The sequence below is a fragment of the Corynebacterium sp. Marseille-P4321 genome (assembly GCF_903645305.1).
Taxonomy (GTDB): Bacteria; Actinomycetota; Actinomycetes; order Mycobacteriales; family Mycobacteriaceae; genus Corynebacterium.
Window position 1 is genome coordinate 13,857 of the sequence record NZ_CAHJXO010000003.1, and the last position, 16,965, is coordinate 30,821.

A 16,965-nucleotide genomic window follows, 5' to 3' on the forward strand; every position below is an offset into this window, starting at 1 on the left:
CCTTACGCCTCCGCCTTGCCGGTCTTGTAACCCACGCCGCGCACCGTCAAGATAATCTCCGGGTTCTCCGGATCGTGCTCGATCTTCGAGCGCAGTCGCTGCACGTGCGCGTTCACCAGGCGGGTATCAGAGGCGTTGCGGTAGCCCCACACCGACTCAAGCAGCTCCTCGCGGGTGTGCACCTGGTTTGGCTTGCGCGCCATCTCCAAAAGCAAGTCGAACTCCAGCGGGGTGAGCTGGATTTCCTCGCCGCCGCGGGTCACCGTGTGCTGCGGCACGTCGATGACCAAGTCCCCGACGTGGAACACCTCAGTATCGGCCTCTGCCTCGGTGCGACGCAGCCGCGCGCGGATACGCGCCACAAGCTCCTTCGGCTTGAACGGCTTGGTGATGTAATCGTCCGCCCCCGACTCGAGGCCCAACACCACGTCCACCGTGTCGGTGCGGGCGGTGAGCATGACGATCGGCACCGCGGACTCCTTACGGATCTCGCGGCAGATATCAATGCCGTTCATGCCCGGCAGCATGAGATCGAGCAGGATCAAATCCGGGTCGTATTCCTTAAACGCCCCCACCGCCTCGGCACCGTCGGTGACAGACCGCGTGTGGAAGCCCTCCGCCTCCAACACAATGGTCAGCATCTCGTTGATCGCCGGGTCGTCGTCCACGACGAGGATCTTCGGCGCCATGGCGTGTTCCTCCTCCTGCGCTTTAGTTCTCGGGCGCACGCTGACGCTGCGCCTGCACTTCCTGCATGATAACCGCCGCGTCGACGCTTCTCACCCAGCGGCTCGCCCAGGACGCTTCCGCAAGATCCACGTAAGCCTGGAACGTCGCCGCCTGCAACGCACGGTCGCGCTCGTAGCGGTCGCGGGCCCTCGACTCGTCGGTCGCCTCGCGCCTCACGGCGCGCTCGCGAGCCACCTCGGGCGCAGTATCGACAAGCACCTGCAGGTCCGGCTTCGGCAGCCCCAGCCTGCCGAACTCCAGCTCCGCCACCCACCCCGCGGCCGCCTCGTCCCCCGTGCGTGCCGAAGTGTACGCAGCGTTCGACGCAACATAACGGTCGAGGATGAGGATGCGGTCGTCGGTGTCCACGTACTCGTCGAGAAGCTCCTTCGCCCCATGCCTATCCAGCGCGAACAGCGTCGCCATAGCGAACGCCGAATCCGTCACATCCCCCATCCGCCCATGCAGCGCGTCGTGGGCGAGCTGCGCGTGGATCGAATCCTCGTAGCGCGGAAACGACAACGTCTGCGCGCCGAGTTCATCCTGAATAGCGGTGACGAGTGTGTGCTTGCCCGCCCCGTCAATGCCCTCAACTGCGATAATCATTGCGACTAAGAGAGCGCCTCGATGAACTGCTCGAGGTCCAACTCCGTGTCCGCCGCCTCCAAGATCTCCGCCGCGGTCTCGGTGAGCTTCTCGTCCAGCTCATCCGGGCGCATCCGGATGAACGGGTAGCGCTCCACCACCTCGCCTGCGGAGAACGGCGCGCCTGCCCAAATAGCCGCGATCGTTGCAGCCGCCTGGCCGTTGAGTACCTCGTCCTCCGACGCCGCGCCCTGGTTCGCGCCCAGAAGCACCGCGTCGCGCACAGCGTCCATCACTTCGTCGGACTCCAGCTCAGCCAACTCATCGAGAAAATCGGCGTTGACCTCAACCGTGAAGATCTCCTGATCCCAGGTGCTCAAAGCGGCACTCCTTACATTCGCAGGTACCCGTTGAAAGGCTTTTCTACTGTCTTTATATACGTCACGCGCGCGACGCATGCGACCGTGCACGGGAAAATTCACGGCGCGCCGAAGATGAAAGGGGGTTCTGCCAACTACCCCCGGCGTGCTATAAACGTTCCTGAACGCACAAACCGTTATCAAGTTGTGACGAACGACGAAAGGGAGCACCCGTGAAGCCGACCACCCGCCGCGTCGCGGTCTACTTCGCCGCAGGCCTGCTGCTTGCAGCCGCTGTAGGGGTGGCTGTCTGGGCAGGATCGAGCACCGGACAGAGCAACCGCGCCGGATTCACCGCCCAGGCGGCCGGCGGAAACGGCGCGACCGTCGCGAGCACATCCGCTCAAGAGCCCACGTCGGAAACCACCAGCGCCTCGGCGACTCGCGAACGCGAAGACCGTTCGCGCAGCGCCGACGCCAACGCGGGGCAATCCGCAAACACCGAGGCATCGCAAGAAGCCAACGCGACAGACATGCCCGCGGCCGCAGGCGGTAACGCCGCCGCCAATTACACGGTTGAGGACGACCCGTACCTGCCTCCCCACGCTGTAATCGGCAAGCAGAAGACCGAGCAGCAGGCGACCAACGTCTACCGCCCCACCAACGTGGTGCCGCAGCCCGCTGCGGGTTCAGAGCCTTCGGTTGCCTCCAGCGCGAAGCAGGCTGGCAACGAAGAGACCTCTGCAAACCAGTCCGCCACGAGCGAATCCGCGGGCACCTCCCCACGGGAGACAACCGGCGCCGGCGACACGCAGCCCGCTGAGAGCCCCAAGGCGTCCGAGACCCCGCGCTCCGAGCAGCCGGACAACGCGGACCCGAAGGGCACGCAAAATGTGGAAACAGACACCACCGAGAAGGGCCAGGACCGCCAGCCAGCTCCCGCGGAGCCGACTGAGCCAGCCCCGTCTGAGGCGCGCTCGCACCATGTGCCGGGCAAGGAAAACGTCGCCGGTTACCCGAAGGAACAGGCACCGGACGCGGCGGCCCGTGAGATCGTGGACCGCTTCGTAAACCGGGTTACGAAGTAACCGTGAACAACTGGGCGGGCTGACCGCCCTCCGCCGAGAAACGCACCGCTGGCTCCGACGCTGCGATCCACGCCGCCTGGCCCGGGCGCAGCACAAAGTCGTCGCAAGCCACCGTTCCTTCGGTGCACAGGGCGATGGTGGGCCCGTCAAAGTCGATAGCAACGGGCGTGTCGCCGCGCACCGTGTGCGCGGTGACGCGGAAGCTGTCCTCCGGTAGGTGGAACACGGTTGCCTCCGGGGTCTCTTCTCGGTCCGCCAAGGGCGACGCGAGCGAGGAGAAATCCACCACGCGCACCAGCTCGGGCACGTCCACGTGCTTTGTGGTCAAGCCGCCGCGCAGGACGTTGTCGGAGTTCGCCATGACCTCCACGCCCAAGCCTGACAGGTAGGCGTGCAGCTGGCCCGCGCCCAGAAACGCGCCCTCACCCGGGGCAAGCGTGACCACGTTGAGCAAAAGCGCAGCCAACGCACCAACGTCGCCCGGGTAGCGCTGGTTGAGCTGGAGAAACACGTTGGCGGCGTCGATGATCCACTCCGGCGCATCAGTCTGCTCAGTGAGCTCGGCAGCTGATTCGGCGATCGCGCTGAGCAACGTGGCGCGGGTTTCGCCGGGCAGCGAGATGAGCGTGGTGAACAGCGCACGCATGTCCCCCTCGCCGCCGGTGGGCAGCAGCGTAGCGAAGCGGTCCAGCTCGGGTACCTGCAGCGCCTGGAACAGCTCAGCGGTTTGCTCCGGCGGACGGAACCCGGCCAACGCCCGGAACTCGGTGAGCGCGACGATCAGCTCCGGCTTCGGGTGCGGGTCCTTGTAGTTGCGCTTCGGGTGCTCGATCGGAATGCCCTGGGCGTTCTCGCGCGCGAAGCCTTCCTCCGCCTGTTCGCGCGAAGGGTGTGCCTGGATGCTCAACGGCGCGTCTGCGGCGAGGAGCTTCACTAAAAACGGCAACTGATCCCCGTACTGAGACACCACACGCTCGCCGAGAGTCGCCTGCGGGTCGGCGGCAATGATCTCGTCTAACCCGCGACCCTCGATCGTCGCCGGAGAACCCGGGTGCGCACCGAACCACAGCTCGGCCTCCGGCCGGGCACTTGGCGCGGGTGTGCCGCGCAGCTGCGCGAGCAGCGTACGCGACCCCCACGGGTAGGGGCGCAGAGCTCCTTCGAGGTGCTCCATTGATTCTCCTTACACGTTTTTCAACGAGCGGCTATTCGCCGGGCTCGGTAAGTGCGGCCGCCGCGTAGGCGCGGGTGGTCAGGCGCAGCGCCTGGGCTGCCGCGTCAGAGGACCCCACGCCTTCGCCCACTGTCTCCACCCGCGCATCGGGCGCGAGGAGACCGTACGCGTCGCCGCAGGCCCACACAATGGGTTTCAAACCTACCAGCTGAGGTGGGCCGTCGAGGTACGGGTCGCGGAAGATGTCGTCGGCCGCCGCAGCCGCCGGCGCGGCCTCACGCGCCGCCTGCAGCGCGCCTGCCAACTCGTCCGCGGGAAGGTAGCCGGAGGCGAGCCCGCGCGATGTCCACAGCGCCGCTGCGACCTGCGCCACCGAGTCTCCGAATGCGCCGGCTCCCGCGTGCACCACCCGCGCGCCCTGGGCGTACAGGCGCAGCTGGCGGGCCGCGTTGACGGTCTCATCGCGGTCCGGGGCGAGAGACTCGACCTCCGCATCCACCTCGTCGGCGAGCAGTTCAAGGCGCTCCGCGACCACCTCGACGGGGCGCGCCAGCACGCGCAACACCGCCGCGGCCACCGCCGCTGCGCGCGCTGGTGAGGCCCCCATGGCGGTGGGTAGGGCGGGGATTGTGATGGTTGCCGACGGAGCGTCGTCAAGCAGTGGCCCCTCCCGCGGCCCCGCAAGCACCGTGGAGGCCCCGCGCTGCGCTGCGTTGATGAGCGCGCGCGAGTCCTCGTCGCGGCCCGCCTCGGCGCCCAGCACGACCACGACGTCGAGCGGCCCGACGAAACCGGGCAGTGTCCGCGCCACCATAACCGGCACCTCCAACGGCGCGAGCGCCGAGACTGCAGCTTGGACCGCAGCAAGGGAGATATGGTCGGTGGCGAGCACCACCACGCTTCGCACGTCCGCACCCTGCAGCGGCGCGAGGTGCCCCGCCGCCGAAGCCACGGCACGAAGCTGAGCGCCCTCGTGCGCGACATCGAAAAAGCGCACGGCATCCGGGTCGTGCCCCGCGCCGTGCGTATAACTGCCATCCATACCGCGCGATTCTACGCCCGGATGAGCCCCAGAACCTCCTGCACAACCGCGTCCACCTCTTCGCGCGTGGGTGCCTCAGCGTTGAGGCGCAGCAGCGGCTCCGTGTTCGAGGCGCGCACGTTGAACCACACCTTGCCGGGCAGCGTGACGGTTACCCCGTCGAGTTCGTCCACCGACTCGGCGCGGTCCGCGAACGCGTCGACGACGCGCTGCGTCGCAGCTTGCTGGTCGGCGACCTCGGAGTTGATCTCGCCGGATGCTGCGTAGCGGTCGTAGCGCGCCATGAGCTCGCTGAGCGGCCCGTCCTGCTCGGCCAGCGCCGCGAGTACGTGCAGCGCAGCGAGCAAGCCGGAGTCCGCGTTGAAGAATTCCCGGAAGTAGTAGTGCGCGGAGTGCTCACCGCCGAACATCGCGCCGCGCTTGGCCATCTCCGCCTTGATGTAGGAGTGCCCCACGCGCGTGCGCACCGCCTCGCCGCCCAGCTCAGCGACAATTTCTGGCACAGCCTGCGAGGTGATCAGGTTGTGGATGATCGTCGCCCCCGGGTGCTCCGCCAACGTGCGAGACGCGATCAGCGCGGTAATCGCCGACGGTGAGACGGCGTTGCCCTGCTCGTCCACCGCAAAGCAGCGGTCCGCGTCCCCGTCGAAGGCAAGCCCGATGTCAGCGCCCTCCGCCACCACGAACTCGCGCAAGTCCTCCAGGTTCTTCGGGTCGAGCGGGTTCGCCTCGTGGTTCGGGAACGTGCCGTCCAACTCGAAGTACAGCGGCCGGATGTCCAGGTCCCCCAGCACCGCCGGCACAGTCAGCCCCGCCATGCCGTTCGCCGCATCCACCGCCACCGTCAGACGACGCTCGGTGGGCAGCTGCACAAGCCCGCGCAAGAACTCCGCATAGCTTTCAAGGGCATCGCGCTTATCGACGTTTCCTTGATCACCGCGGTACTCCGGGACCCCGTCGATAAGCATCTGCCCAATCTGCGCCAACCCAGTATCCGTAGACACCGGCTTCGCGCCCGCGCGGCAAAGCTTGATGCCGTTGTACTGCGCCGGGTTGTGCGAAGCGGTGAACATCGCGCCCGCACAATCCTCCGTGCCGGCAACGAAGTAGAGCTCATCCGTGGAGGTCAACCCCAAATCGAGCACATTGAGCCCCTGCGACGCCGCACCCTCCGCGAAAGCCGCCGCAAGCGACGGTGAGGACGGGCGCATGTCGTGGCCCACCGCAATGCGCTCCTCCCCCTCCCCGCGCAGAATGCTGGCGTACGCGGCGCCCGCTGTGCGGACGAAATCCTCGTCGATGTGCTCGCCGACAACACCACGGATGTCGTAGGCCTTAATGACGTGCTTGAGCGTCTCGGACGTGTGCTGAATTGCCATGCCGGTCATCATATCCCCGGCGCCGATGTTTCCTGATGTTTACTGACGCTTACTCCGCTGAGTGGTCCCGCCCCGGCTCAGGCACCACGCGCAGGTGCGAACGGCGGGCGGCCTTGTGCGCCGCGATCTGCTCCTCCACCCGCTTAGTGCGGTGCACCGGGTGGTTCGACGTTTCCGGGTCGTTGAAGTCGCGTGATGCTTCGTACTCGATGGGGTCCTTCGACGCGTCGACAAGCCCCGTGGTCACACGTCCCGCATCAAGCCCGGTTTCGCGCACCGCCTCTGCCAGCGCGGTGATGTCGGCGCCGTCCGGGTCAAACTCCGGATCGTCCTCGTCGCGATCCAGCTCCACCTGCTCCACGCGCACCATGTCCCACCCCACCGGTGCGGTGATGTGCGCCGAGTGACGCTCGCACAAATCCCACGCGTGCGGCTCCGCGACCGGGGCGAGCGGGCCCACCACGGCCGTCGAGTCTGCATACGCGTAGATCAGCGTGGCCACTGCGGGCCGGCCGCAGCCCGGGCGGCAGCAACGACGGTAAACATTCACGGCGCCAAGTCTAAACCCAACGTTTAAGATTTGAGAAGAGCAACGCGGCGCGCCCAGCCGGACCACGACGACGCGCGACGTAGCATCAGGGCCATGAGCCGCACACCCCAACCGCCCGCATCCCACCTGCGCCCCGCACGTGACCGGCACGGGCGCGGGGCGCGCGGCCCCCTCCTACCGGTCGGCGTGCCGCGGTATCGCAACCGCGCCGCCGCATTCGACCAGCTCGTGCTCGAGGCCTACGCGCCGCTGCACAACTCCTACTTCGAGCACCTGGCGGGCGTGGATCTGGCCGTGGACACCGTCCCGCGGATGCGGCTGCGGGCAGACATGACAGTGCTTCCCGACGATATCGTCGCCGACGGGCCAGTCCCCTTGGGCCGCATACTGGCCGCCGGTGTAGACCGTCACGGCAACCCGACCCGGACCCGCTTTGTGGTGTTTCGCATGCCAATTGAGCAGCGCACCGTAAGCACGAAAGAACGGTCAGAACTCATCACATGGGTTCTGACCGCACTGACGGCAAACTACCTCAACATCGACCCGCGCAGCATAGACGCGGATTTTCCGTGGTGAGCTAGCCGATCTGCTTCTTCAGACGGCGACGCTCACGGTCCGAAAGCCCGCCCCAAATGCCAAAACGCTCGTCGTGCTCTAAGGCGTACTCGAGACATTCGTCACGCACCGCGCACGCCTTGCAAATGCGCTTCGCCTCGCGGGTGGAGCCGCCCTTCTCGGGAAAGAACGCCTCCGGGTCCGTCTGGGCGCAGAGCGCTTGGTCCTGCCACTCCTGCTCGACAGCGCCAAACAACTCGTCGAGGGTCATTCCTCCCGCGGCCGCGCCGCGGAGGATGGCGTCCGCTTTATTTTCCACGCCATAGCCTTCCTGGTTGCTTACGTTGGTCGTTGTGCGAGTGGTTTCGCGACGGCATCGGGCCGTGCGCATCACACTGTTGTGATTACACACCGGGGCCCTAAATAGGTGCAACAAAAAACCGGCCCGGATGCATATTTCTCAGGCGTTTCCCACGTCGCTCGCCACACGAGTCACACCAGCCACAACTAGCGTGCAGAGGGGGCAATCTTCGGGGGTACTAGATATAGTAGGTGTGTCGCGAGAGGCAACTATTTAGCCGATTTGGCGTGTCGGTTACGCGTCCGGAGAGAAACGCACTCCCGAATCCGGCAACACCACACCCGGCCACAAACGCAGGCCACCCTGCAGTTCACAGCGCGCACCGACTACCGCGCCTTCACCGATCACGCAGTCAGTCACCCGCGCGTTCGCGCCGATCGTCGCCCCGGCAGCGATGATGGAATTACGCACCATCGCGCCCGGCTCGATGGTCACGCCGTCGAAGATCACCGAATCGTCCACGCGCGAACCGGCCCCGATCTCGCAGCCGCGCCCCACCGCGGTGCCACCCATTAAGATGACGCCGGCCGCGACGCCCGCGGAGCCGTCGACAAGCGACTCGCCCGTGCGGCCCTCCAACAACGGCGAGTACGCAATACCGCGCACCACATCCGAGGAACCCTGCACGAAGTCGCTCGGGCGACCCATGTCGCGCCAGTACGACGAATCCACGTGCCCGACTACCTTCGCACCAGACTCAAGCAGGCCCGGGAACGTCTCGCGCTCCACCGACACCACGCGCCCCTCCGGGATCTGGCCGATCACGCTGCGCTTGAACACGTAGCAACCCGCGTTGATCTGATCGGTCGGCGGATCCTCCGTCTTCTCCAGAAACGCCTCAACGTTGCCGTCTGCGTCGGTGGGCACAGAACCAAACGCACGCGGATCCGGCACCCGCACCAGGTGCAATGTGACATCCGCGTCCTTCTGCACATGCGTATCCACGATCGCACCCAAATCCGCGCCCGAGAGCACGTCGCCGTTGAACACCATCACATTGTCGTGGCGCAGCTTTTCGTACACGTTGCGGATCCCGCCGCCGGTGCCCAGCGCCTCCTCCTCCACGACGTACTCGATCTCGAGGCCGAACTCCGAGCCGTCTCCGAAGTACTCCTCGAACACCTCCGCCTTGTACGAGGTGCCCAGCACCACATGGCGCATCCCCGCCGCCTGAATCCGCGCCAACAAATGCGCGAGGAACGGATACCCCGCTGTGGGCAACATCGGCTTCGGGGTGGACAGCGTCAGGGGGCGCAGGCGCGTACCGCGTCCGCCGACCAGGATGACCGCGTCCGTCGACGCCATCGTTTCAGCGTGGGATGCATCAGCCATGACTTTTTCCTTTACTTCTTGCTTACTTCTCGCCCGCCAACAACCGCTCGAACCTCGCCCGCAGCGAAAGCCCTACTCGCAGCACCAGCCGGATGGGCGCCTGCCACCAATGCGGGTGCCGGTCGCGCTGGAACCGGTACGCCGAGGCGTGGTGCGCGGCCACAGTCACGCCGCGGTGCTTGCCGGCCACGTGCCCCTGGTCGTGCAGGATCACCGACGACGGGCAGTACACGTTCTCCCAGCCTGCGCGAGTGAGCCGGTCGCCGAAATCGATGTCCTCCATGTACATGAAGTAGCGCTCGTCGAAACCGCCGAGAGCTTCGAAGACATCCCAGCGCACCATGAGACACGCCCCGGACAGCCAACCGGCGGTGCGCTGCGTGTCCATTCGTTCCCCTGCCCGGTAGGCGCGCGAGAACGGGTTCTTAGGCCACACGCGAAACAGCAGCGCGTGTCCAATGCCGGTGCGCAGCGTGGGCACTTCGCGCGCGCTCGGGTAAGCGGAGCCGTCGGCTTCCTGGATCCGCGGGCCCGCCGCGCCCGCGCGCGGCAGCGCGTCGAGGCAGGCGCGCAGCGCATCGATGCTGCCGGGGGTGAACTCCACGTCCGGGTTCACAATAAGGAGGTACTCGCCGTCAATCTCCCCGGCTTCGCGCCGCGGGGCCAATGCGCGGGCAGCCGCGTTGATCGCCGGGCCGTAGCCGATGTTGCCGCCAGTGGGCAGGAACTCAACGTCGTCACGCTCGCGCGCCGCCCGCTGGGGCACACCGTCGGTGGAACCGTTGTCGGCGCACACCAGCAATACCTCATCCTTGCTCGCGTCCTCGAGGGACGCCAGAAGGGCCGCCAGGTGCTTTCCCGGCGAATACGTCACCGTGATCGCGGCGAGCGGCGCCCTGGGCCGCGGGGGTTGCGTTACGTGTTCCACAATGCTGGGAAGCTTACCCACTGCGGAGGCGTTTTCCGCGCACGGCGCTTCGGCGTGGCTGGCGATGTCGTATAATTCCGCCCGTGACTCAGCCCACGCGGCGTGCCCGCGATATCCAAGCAGCCCCCTCGCGTGTGAGGGATGTGTCGCAGTCCGGCCATCCCGCGGTACGCGCCCTGCTTGCTGTGCTCGCTGCGATTGTGCTGGTGGTCTCGGGTGTGGGGTATTTCGCGGTGGGGCGCATCGGCGGTCAGTTGAGCGCCTCCGAGCTCAACGTCGGCGGCGGGGGGAAGAAAAAGAAGGACGAGCAAGCGCTTGACGGCGCTGTGGACATCTTGCTGGTTGGCTCCGATTCACGCACGGATGCGCAGGGCAATCCTCTTTCTGAGCAGGAGCTCGCTCGTCTTAACGCGGGTATCGCCGACGGCGAGGTGAATACGGACACGATCATGGTGGTGCGCATCCCGGAGGACGGTTCGCGCGCAACCGCTGTGTCGATCCCACGCGATACGTACGTGCACACCGAGGAGTACGGAAATCTGAAGATCAACGGCGTCTACGGCGCGCACGCCGCGGACAAGCGCGAGGAGCTTGTTGAGGAGCAGGGGATGTCGGAGGGCCCGGCACTCGAGCAGCAGGTGGCGCGCGCGGGGCAGGAGGGGCTTATCGACGCCGTCGCGGAGCTCACCGGCGTCGAAGTCGATCACTACGCCCAAGTTGGGTTGCTCGGTTTCGTGCTGCTCACCGACGCGGTCGGTGGTGTGGACGTGTGCTTGAACGAGGCTGTGGACGAGCCGCTTTCGGGCGCGAAGTTCCCCGCCGGCGAGCAGACGTTGGACGGCGCGCAGGCGCTGTCGTTCGTGCGCCAGCGCCACGACCTGCCGCGCGGCGACTTGGACCGGATCGTGCGCCAGCAGGCGTTTATGGCTTCGCTTGTGCAGAAGACGCTTTCCGCGGGCACGCTGACGAATCCGGCGAAGTTGCGCGAGCTGTCGAACGCGGCGGGGCGCTCCGTCACCCTGGACAAGGGCTGGGACGTGGTGTCGTTCGCCCAGCAGCTGTCGGGGTTGGCTGGCGGAAACGTCACGTTCACCACGATTCCGGTGACATCGGTCAATGGTGTGGGTGATTACGGCGAATCCATCGTCACCGTGGATGTGCCGCAGGTGCACGCGTTCATGGAATCTGTGGTGGAGCCCGAGCAGGATGAAAACGCCGACGACACCGCCGAGAACACTGAAGCCCCCACCAGCGAGTTCGCGAACTACGACGTCACGGTGCTCAACGCCGGTGGCGTGGCAGGTCAGGCGGGTCGCGTCGGTGAAGCGTTGCGCGGCGAGGGCCTGGAAGTCGCGGGCGTGTCGAACGCGATGGAAGGCATGTACTGGGAGAGCCAGGTGGTCGCGGCGGACGCCAACGACCCTGCGGCGCTGGCGTTGGCGCAGCTGCTCGGCGGGGTGCCGGTGACCGTGAACGAGACGCTCGAGCCGGGCAGCCTGATTGCCGTGGTGGCGGAGGATTACGCGGGCCCGGCTGCCATGTCCGCCCAGGAGGCGGAGCAGGAGGCGCCGGTGGGCACCCCGGGCGAGGACTTCGGCGCCGCGGAAGCCGCCCCCGAAATCAACGCTGGCGGCGACGGTCCGCGCTGCGTGAACTAGCTTTCAAGCAGCTTATCGACGGCTACCGCCCCACCCGCCGCCTCAAACTCTTCACGCGCGGCGGCAAGCAGGTCAGCGTCGTTGAGAATGTCGGCCACGACCTGGCCCAGCCCCACCGCGGAGTCGTAGGCGCCCTTCAACGCCGCGTCGGTGATCGCGGCGTCGGCGAACGACGTGGTGTGCAGTGCGGTGCCCTCGGGCGCGATCTTCACCATCGGGTGGATGCCAGGCACGAGGTGGGAGACGTTGCCGAAGTCCGTCGACGCCGCCTGCGAATCCGGCAGGATCCCGCCCGGCAGCACGTCCCGGCCGAGCGCCTGCTGGGTGGCGCCGAAGCGGGTGGCGAGCGCCTCGTTATTGCGCACGGGCAGCGACATCGGGTGGGTGTCCCAGGCGATGTCGACGGCGGTGCCCGTCATCATGGCGGCACCCCGCAAGATGTCTTCCACCCGCTGCGAAAGGTCCATGAGCGTGTCCGTGTACAGCGAGCGCACGTAAATCTGCAGCGTGGCCTGCTCCGGGATGATGGACGCGCGCGCACCGCCTTCAGAAATAATGGCGTGGAGGCGGTCCGACGGCGGCATTTGCTGGCGCAACAGCCCCATCGCCTGGTACGCAAGCGTCGCCGCGTCGAGAGCATTGCGCCCCATGTACGGCTGCATCGACGCGTGCGCCGCCACACCCGTAAACGTCCCGGTCAGCGTGCGGCGGCCCGTCCACGCGTGGGAGACCAGGTCGTAAGAGAACGGGTGGATCATCACGGCACAGTCCACGCCGTCGAGCATGCCGCCGCGGATCATGTACTCCTTACCGGAGTGCCCCTCCTCCGCCGGAGTGCCCAAGAACACCACACGCCCCGAACCGGAACCCACCGCGCCCAAAAAGCCGCCCAGACCGGACGCCGCGATGACGTTGTGGCCGCACGCGTGGCCGATGCCCGGCAACGCGTCGTACTCAGCCAGCACCGCCACCGTCGGGTGCCTCGCCACGTCGTAGTCGTCGCTCGCCCACTCCGCCCGCAGCGCCGTTTCCACACCGTGCGCGCCGCGCTCCACGTCGAAGACGCGTTTCTCCAACAACTCGGCGAGCACCTGCTGCGCGTGGTGCTCCTGGAACGCCTCCTCAGGGTTGGCGTGCAGGTCACGCACCACAAACTCCAGGTCACCGCGCGCCTCGTCCACCCGGCGCGCCACGGCCTGCCACACCTCGTCGCGGCCCTGATACGTCGCATCCACCGTGAAATCCGGCGCCGCTGCCGCGACGGACTCGCGCACCACATCATCCATGTGGCGCAAAAACGCCGGAGAAGGACGTGTCGGCTGCTCAGCCATAAAAAGATCCACCTACCTAGTCAATGAAAGAAATTCACGGCCCTAAACACCCGCCACACTACCAACTCCGCGCAGCTCAGGGCTGTAAAGAAGGAAGGTGGGACAAGGGAGCGTCGATAAGCAAATGCCCAAAACCCTGCGCATATACGCATAACCTTGTACAAACTTATCCATGAATGCGACCAAAGAAGCGCCGCAGCAAAAAAAGACGGCCATCGACCGCGTCCTCGGCGGCGTGGAATACGTGGGCAACAAACTGCCCGAACCATTCACCCTGTTCCTCATCCTGTTCCTGTTCACCGCAGTGGTATCCACCCTCATGGCGTGGGCAGGCGCAGAGGTGCAAGTACCCGGCGACGAAGAAACCGTAGCCATCAAAGGCTTCTTCACCGGCGAAGGCCTGACCTGGTTCACCACCACCATGGGCGAGAACTACCTCGGCTTCCCGCCCCTGGCCACAGTGCTGCCCATCATGCTCGCCGTCGGCGTGGCAGAGCGCTCCGGCATGCTCTCCGCCCTAATCCGCAAACTCTTCGGCTCCGCGAACCGCTCCGTACTCCCCTACGCCGTGGGCCTGATCGGCGTGACCGCCTCCATCATGGCCGACGCCGCCTTCGTGGTCATCCCGCCGCTCGCCGCCATGGTGTTCAAAGCCGCAGGGCGCCACCCCGTCGCCGGCCTCCTCGGCGGATTCGCCGCCGTCGGCGCCGGCTACTCCACCTCGCTTGTGCCCTCCTCACTCGACGCGCTATTCGCCGGCATCACCAACGCCGTCATGGAAACCCTGCCCAACCTGGGCGCCACCGAAGTCAACCCGATCTCCAACTACTACTTCAACATCGCCTCCTCCATCGTCCTCGGCCTGCTCGCCGGCTTCATCACCGACCGCATCCTCGAGCCCCGCATGCGCAAACTCGACGTGCCCGAAGACATGGTCGAAGGCGACGACGGCCTCAACGCCAACACCGACGCCGACGGCAACGAAGTCACCGTCACCCTCACCCGCGAAGAAAACCGCGGCCTGAAGGCCTCGATGTGGGCATTCCTCATCCTCACCGCGATTTTCCTCGTGGCGTTCATGATCCCGAACTCCCCGTGGCGCAACGAAGAAGGCGGCTTCCTGCCGAAGTCCCCGCTGCTGTCGTCGATTGTGTTCATCGTGTTCGCCTACTTCATGGTCATCGGCATTGTGCACGGCAAAGCCTCCGGAACCATCAAGGGCATGAAGGACATCGTGGAGATGATGACCCAGGCCATGGGCGACATGCTCGGCTTCCTCGTGCTCGCCTTCATCCTCGGCCAGTTCATCGCCCTGTTCAGCTGGACCGGCATCGGCACCTACTCAGCGGTGAAGGGCGCCGCGGCGCTTGAATCGCTGGGTATTACCGGCTTCGCGGCGATCCTCGCGTTCATCGTCCTCGCGTCGTGCCTGAACCTGCTTGTCATCTCCGGCTCCGCGATGTGGACGCTCATGGCTTCGGTGTTCGTGCCGATGTTCGCGCTCCTCGGCTTCGAGCCGGCGTTCACCCAGGCCGCGTTCCGCGTGGGTGACTCCGCAACCCAGATCATTACGCCGCTGAACCCGTACATCATTGTGATCCTCACGCTGCTGCGCCGCTACGAGCCGAAGGCTGGCTTGGGCACCTTGATGTCGCGCCTGATCGTGTTCGTGCCGTTCTTCTGGGTCGCGTGGGCGGTGCTGCTGTTCATCTGGTACATCTTCGACCTGCAGCTCGGCCCGGGCGCCTCCATCATGCTTGGTGGTTAAATGGGCGGCCATGAGCTTGCTCCAACCCCTGCTTCACACTGACCCAGCTTCGCCGCGCCTGACGTTGTACGACGACGGGCGCGGCTTTCGCATGGATTTCTCCGCGCAGACGTTGGACAACTGGGCCAACAAGGTGGCCAACATGCTTGACGAGGAGTTCGAGGCGGATGAGGGGGAATCGCCGCTCATCGACCTGCCTGTGTCGTGGCAGTCGGCGGTGATTGCGCTGGGCACGTTGAACTCGGGGCGCACACCGCTTTTCGACGGTTCCTTGGCACCGCGCCCCAACATCGTCTTCACCACGGTTGAGCGGGCAGAACGCTACGCAGACGTGCCGGACTGCGCGGTGGTCTCCGACGACCCGTTCGGCCGCGGCGTAGTGGAAGCCGGCGGCGAACTGCGGGAGGGAACCGTGGATTTCGGCCCGACGGTGCGTTTCTACGGCGACGCCTACTTCGGTGAGAGCCCGGAGCTTTCGCAGTTCGCCGTCGCTACCGGCGCTGCCGGCGCTGCCGGGGCTGCGGGGGCTGCGGGCGCGCAGCGGGTGCTGGTGCCCGGCTGGACCTCCGGGGAGGAGTTCTTCTCCACCGTGGTCGCGCCGATCGCCGCGGGCGGGTCCGTGGTGGTGGTTGCGGGGCTGGTGAGCGCGGACCGGCTGGCGGAGATCGCCGCAGCTGAGAAGGTCGATCACATCGTCAGTCGCACCTAAATCCCACCCCCGATAGCGGGTAAACGCCCGAACCCTGCCTGTGGCCTTGGGGGCGGATATTAGTTTATAGGCACTAGCTCACGAGAAAGGGTTCCGAATGATCAAGCACGCTACCCGCAAAACCGGTGCCGCGCTGTGCGCCCTCGCACTGTCCAGCACCGCCCTAGTTGCCTGCGGCGGCGAGACCGCCGACGACACGGCCGCCGATAACACCGGCAACACCGCAGCCAACGACGCCACGACTGCCGCCGACAACGCCGACGCTGGCGAGGGCCGCGGCCCGATCACCTTCGCGATGGGCCGCAATGACACGGACAAGCTCGTCCCGATCATTGAGAAGTGGAACGAGGAGCACCCGGACGAGCAGGTCACGCTCTCCGAGCTCGCCGGTGAGGCCGACGACCAGCGCGACACCCTCGTGCAGTCGCTCCAGGCCGGCAACGCCGACTACGACGTGATGGCGCTCGACGTGGTGTGGACCGCCGATTTCGCCGCCAACCAGTGGCTCGAGCCGCTCGAGGGCGACTACGCGGTGGACACCTCCGGCCTGCTGCAGTCCACGGTGGATTCCGCGACCTACAACGGCACGCTTTACGCCATGCCGCAGAACACGAACGGTCAGCTGCTGTTCCGCAACACCGAGTTCGCGCCGGATGCGCCGGACACCTTCGCCGACATCAAGTCGGCCTGCGACGCGATGGAGGCGGACGTTGACTGCCTGACCACGCAGCTGAAGCAGTACGAGGGCCTGACGGTGAACTCGCTGGGCTTCATCAACGGCTGGGGCGGCGGCGTCATCGACGATGTCGGCGAGCCGACTGTCGAGTCCGCCGAGGCGAAGGAGGGCTTGCAGGCGCTTGCCGACGCTTACGAGGACGGCACCATCGCCAAGGGCTCCACCGCCGCGACCGAGGAGGAGACCAACCTCGCGTTCACCGGTGGCGACACTGCCTTCGCCATCAACTGGCCGTACATGTACACCAACGCGGTGGAAGAGGGCATCGAGTTCGAGGTCCTGCCGCTGGTGGGCAAGGACGGCGTCGGCGTATCCACGCTCGGCGGCTATAACAACGGCATCAACGTCAACTCTGAGCGCAAGCAGACGGCGAAGGACTTCATCGAGTTCATCGTGAACGAAGAAAACCAGATGTCGTTCGCGAAGGAGTCCTTCCCGCCGGTGCTGGCGAAGATTTACGACGACGAGGCGCTCATCGACGAGTACCCGTACCTGCCGGCGCTGAAGGAGTCCCTGGAGAACGCGAAGCCGCGCCCAGTTTCCCCGTTCTACCCGGCGATTTCGAAGGCTGTCCAGGACAACGTTTACGCCATCCTAATCGCAGGCAAGAGCGTCGACGACGCCACCGCCGACATGGCTGAGGCAATCCGCCAGGCGCAGTAAGCACCCACCGCAACGCCC

Annotated in this window: 17 protein-coding genes; 6 read left to right on the plus strand and 11 right to left on the minus strand. The window is 66.2% G+C overall.

All coding sequences use genetic code 11. The annotated features are described in order from the left end of the window. Positions 1-2: 2 nt before the first annotated feature. The 3 genes from mtrA to HWX32_RS08395 are packed head-to-tail and all read right to left on the minus strand — an operon-like array spanning position 3 to position 1,694. Positions 3-689 (minus strand): MtrAB system response regulator MtrA, encoded by a 687-nt coding sequence (gene mtrA / locus HWX32_RS08385; protein ID WP_175935525.1) that lies wholly within the window; start codon positions 687-689, stop codon positions 3-5. Between the two features lie 22 nt (positions 690-711). After that, positions 712-1,335, minus strand: coding sequence for a dTMP kinase (locus HWX32_RS08390; RefSeq protein ID WP_075469016.1), 624 nt, complete (start codon positions 1,333-1,335; stop codon positions 712-714). A 5-nt stretch (positions 1,336-1,340) separates the two neighbouring features. Further along, positions 1,341-1,694, minus strand: a complete 354-nt coding sequence (locus tag HWX32_RS08395) for a hypothetical protein (protein ID WP_075469017.1) — start codon at positions 1,692-1,694, stop codon at positions 1,341-1,343. Between the two features lie 212 nt (positions 1,695-1,906). On the opposite strand from HWX32_RS08395, the gene HWX32_RS08400 reads away from it, so the two are divergent. Further along, positions 1,907-2,761: a hypothetical protein gene (locus tag HWX32_RS08400; protein ID WP_075469018.1), complete on the plus strand. Its 855-nt coding sequence runs from the start codon at positions 1,907-1,909 to the stop codon at positions 2,759-2,761. On the opposite strand, the gene manA is transcribed toward HWX32_RS08400, so the two are convergent. Genes manA through HWX32_RS08420 form a run of 4 tightly spaced genes read right to left on the minus strand, consistent with a single transcriptional unit; the run spans position 2,751 to position 6,906 of the window. Beyond that, positions 2,751-3,935 carry a mannose-6-phosphate isomerase, class I gene (gene manA, locus HWX32_RS08405; RefSeq protein ID WP_175935526.1) on the minus strand — a complete coding sequence of 395 codons (1,185 nt, stop codon included), beginning with the start codon at positions 3,933-3,935 and terminating at the stop codon, positions 2,751-2,753. The two genes, HWX32_RS08400 and manA, sit on opposite strands and share 11 nt — an antisense overlap. A gap of 31 nt (positions 3,936-3,966) precedes the next feature. Next, positions 3,967-4,977, minus strand: coding sequence for a hypothetical protein (locus HWX32_RS08410; protein WP_175935527.1), 1,011 nt, complete (start codon positions 4,975-4,977; stop codon positions 3,967-3,969). An 11-nt stretch (positions 4,978-4,988) separates the two neighbouring features. Beyond that, the gene (locus tag HWX32_RS08415) at positions 4,989-6,356 is read right to left on the minus strand and encodes a phosphomannomutase/phosphoglucomutase (RefSeq protein ID WP_175935528.1); all 1,368 of its coding nucleotides are present in this window, start codon (positions 6,354-6,356) and stop codon (positions 4,989-4,991) included. Positions 6,357-6,405: 49 nt separating this feature from the next. After that, positions 6,406-6,906 carry a DUF3499 domain-containing protein gene (locus HWX32_RS08420; RefSeq protein WP_082259916.1) on the minus strand — a complete coding sequence of 167 codons (501 nt, stop codon included), beginning with the start codon at positions 6,904-6,906 and terminating at the stop codon, positions 6,406-6,408. 93 nt (positions 6,907-6,999) lie between these two features. Between HWX32_RS08420 and HWX32_RS08425 the strand changes: the two genes are divergently transcribed. After that, complete coding sequence (locus HWX32_RS08425; protein ID WP_075469022.1) at positions 7,000-7,482, plus strand: metallopeptidase family protein; 483 nt, start codon at positions 7,000-7,002, stop codon at positions 7,480-7,482. Between the two features lies 1 nt (position 7,483). Here the strand turns inward: HWX32_RS08425 and HWX32_RS08430 are convergent, their stop codons facing one another. The 3 genes from HWX32_RS08430 to HWX32_RS08440 all read right to left on the minus strand — a co-directional run bounded on the left by HWX32_RS08430 (position 7,484) and on the right by HWX32_RS08440 (position 10,082). After that, a complete protein-coding gene (locus HWX32_RS08430; RefSeq protein WP_171194374.1) occupies positions 7,484-7,732 on the minus strand; it encodes a WhiB family transcriptional regulator in 249 nt (82 codons plus the stop codon). A gap of 324 nt (positions 7,733-8,056) precedes the next feature. Beyond that, complete coding sequence (locus tag HWX32_RS08435) at positions 8,057-9,154, minus strand: sugar phosphate nucleotidyltransferase (RefSeq protein WP_075469024.1); 1,098 nt, start codon at positions 9,152-9,154, stop codon at positions 8,057-8,059. 22 nt (positions 9,155-9,176) lie between these two features. After that, entirely contained in the window at positions 9,177-10,082 is a 906-nt protein-coding gene (locus HWX32_RS08440; RefSeq protein WP_175935529.1) for a glycosyltransferase family 2 protein, read from the minus strand. A gap of 83 nt (positions 10,083-10,165) precedes the next feature. Between HWX32_RS08440 and HWX32_RS08445 the strand changes: the two genes are divergently transcribed. Beyond that, positions 10,166-11,740 (plus strand): LCP family protein, encoded by a 1,575-nt coding sequence (locus HWX32_RS08445; protein ID WP_175935530.1) that lies wholly within the window; start codon positions 10,166-10,168, stop codon positions 11,738-11,740. Here HWX32_RS08445 and HWX32_RS08450 read toward each other — a convergent pair. After that, complete coding sequence (locus HWX32_RS08450; RefSeq protein ID WP_254868363.1) at positions 11,737-13,071, minus strand: M20 family metallopeptidase; 1,335 nt, start codon at positions 13,069-13,071, stop codon at positions 11,737-11,739. The genes HWX32_RS08445 and HWX32_RS08450 overlap by 4 nt on opposite strands. A 172-nt stretch (positions 13,072-13,243) precedes the next feature. On the opposite strand from HWX32_RS08450, the gene HWX32_RS08455 reads away from it, so the two are divergent. From HWX32_RS08455 to HWX32_RS08465, 3 genes are all read left to right on the plus strand, one after another. Next, complete coding sequence (locus HWX32_RS08455) at positions 13,244-14,839, plus strand: AbgT family transporter (protein WP_082259825.1); 1,596 nt, start codon at positions 13,244-13,246, stop codon at positions 14,837-14,839. A gap of 10 nt (positions 14,840-14,849) precedes the next feature. After that, positions 14,850-15,548: a TIGR03089 family protein gene (locus HWX32_RS08460; protein ID WP_175935531.1), complete on the plus strand. Its 699-nt coding sequence runs from the start codon at positions 14,850-14,852 to the stop codon at positions 15,546-15,548. A gap of 100 nt (positions 15,549-15,648) precedes the next feature. After that, the gene (locus HWX32_RS08465) at positions 15,649-16,947 is read left to right on the plus strand and encodes an ABC transporter substrate-binding protein (RefSeq protein WP_175935856.1); all 1,299 of its coding nucleotides are present in this window, start codon (positions 15,649-15,651) and stop codon (positions 16,945-16,947) included. Positions 16,948-16,965: the final 18 nt, after the last annotated feature.

Excerpts from the sequence above, each read along its gene's own strand:
- mtrA (WP_175935525.1), bottom strand. The coding sequence starts at position 689 with ATGGCGCCGAAGATCCTCGTCGTGGACGACGACCCGGCGATCAACGAG.
- HWX32_RS08390 (WP_075469016.1), bottom strand. The coding sequence starts at position 1,335 with ATGATTATCGCAGTTGAGGGCATTGACGGGGCGGGCAAGCACACACTC.
- manA (WP_175935526.1), bottom strand. The coding sequence starts at position 3,935 with ATGGAGCACCTCGAAGGAGCTCTGCGCCCCTACCCGTGGGGGTCGCGT.
- HWX32_RS08410 (WP_175935527.1), bottom strand. The coding sequence starts at position 4,977 with ATGGATGGCAGTTATACGCACGGCGCGGGGCACGACCCGGATGCCGTG.
- HWX32_RS08415 (WP_175935528.1), bottom strand. The coding sequence starts at position 6,356 with ATGGCAATTCAGCACACGTCCGAGACGCTCAAGCACGTCATTAAGGCC.
- HWX32_RS08425 (WP_075469022.1), top strand. The coding sequence starts at position 7,000 with ATGAGCCGCACACCCCAACCGCCCGCATCCCACCTGCGCCCCGCACGT.
- HWX32_RS08430 (WP_171194374.1), bottom strand. The coding sequence starts at position 7,732 with ATGACCCTCGACGAGTTGTTTGGCGCTGTCGAGCAGGAGTGGCAGGAC.
- HWX32_RS08435 (WP_075469024.1), bottom strand. The coding sequence starts at position 9,154 with ATGGCTGATGCATCCCACGCTGAAACGATGGCGTCGACGGACGCGGTC.
- HWX32_RS08450 (WP_254868363.1), bottom strand. The coding sequence starts at position 13,071 with ATGGCTGAGCAGCCGACACGTCCTTCTCCGGCGTTTTTGCGCCACATG.
- HWX32_RS08455 (WP_082259825.1), top strand. The coding sequence starts at position 13,244 with ATGAATGCGACCAAAGAAGCGCCGCAGCAAAAAAAGACGGCCATCGAC.
- HWX32_RS08460 (WP_175935531.1), top strand. The coding sequence starts at position 14,850 with ATGAGCTTGCTCCAACCCCTGCTTCACACTGACCCAGCTTCGCCGCGC.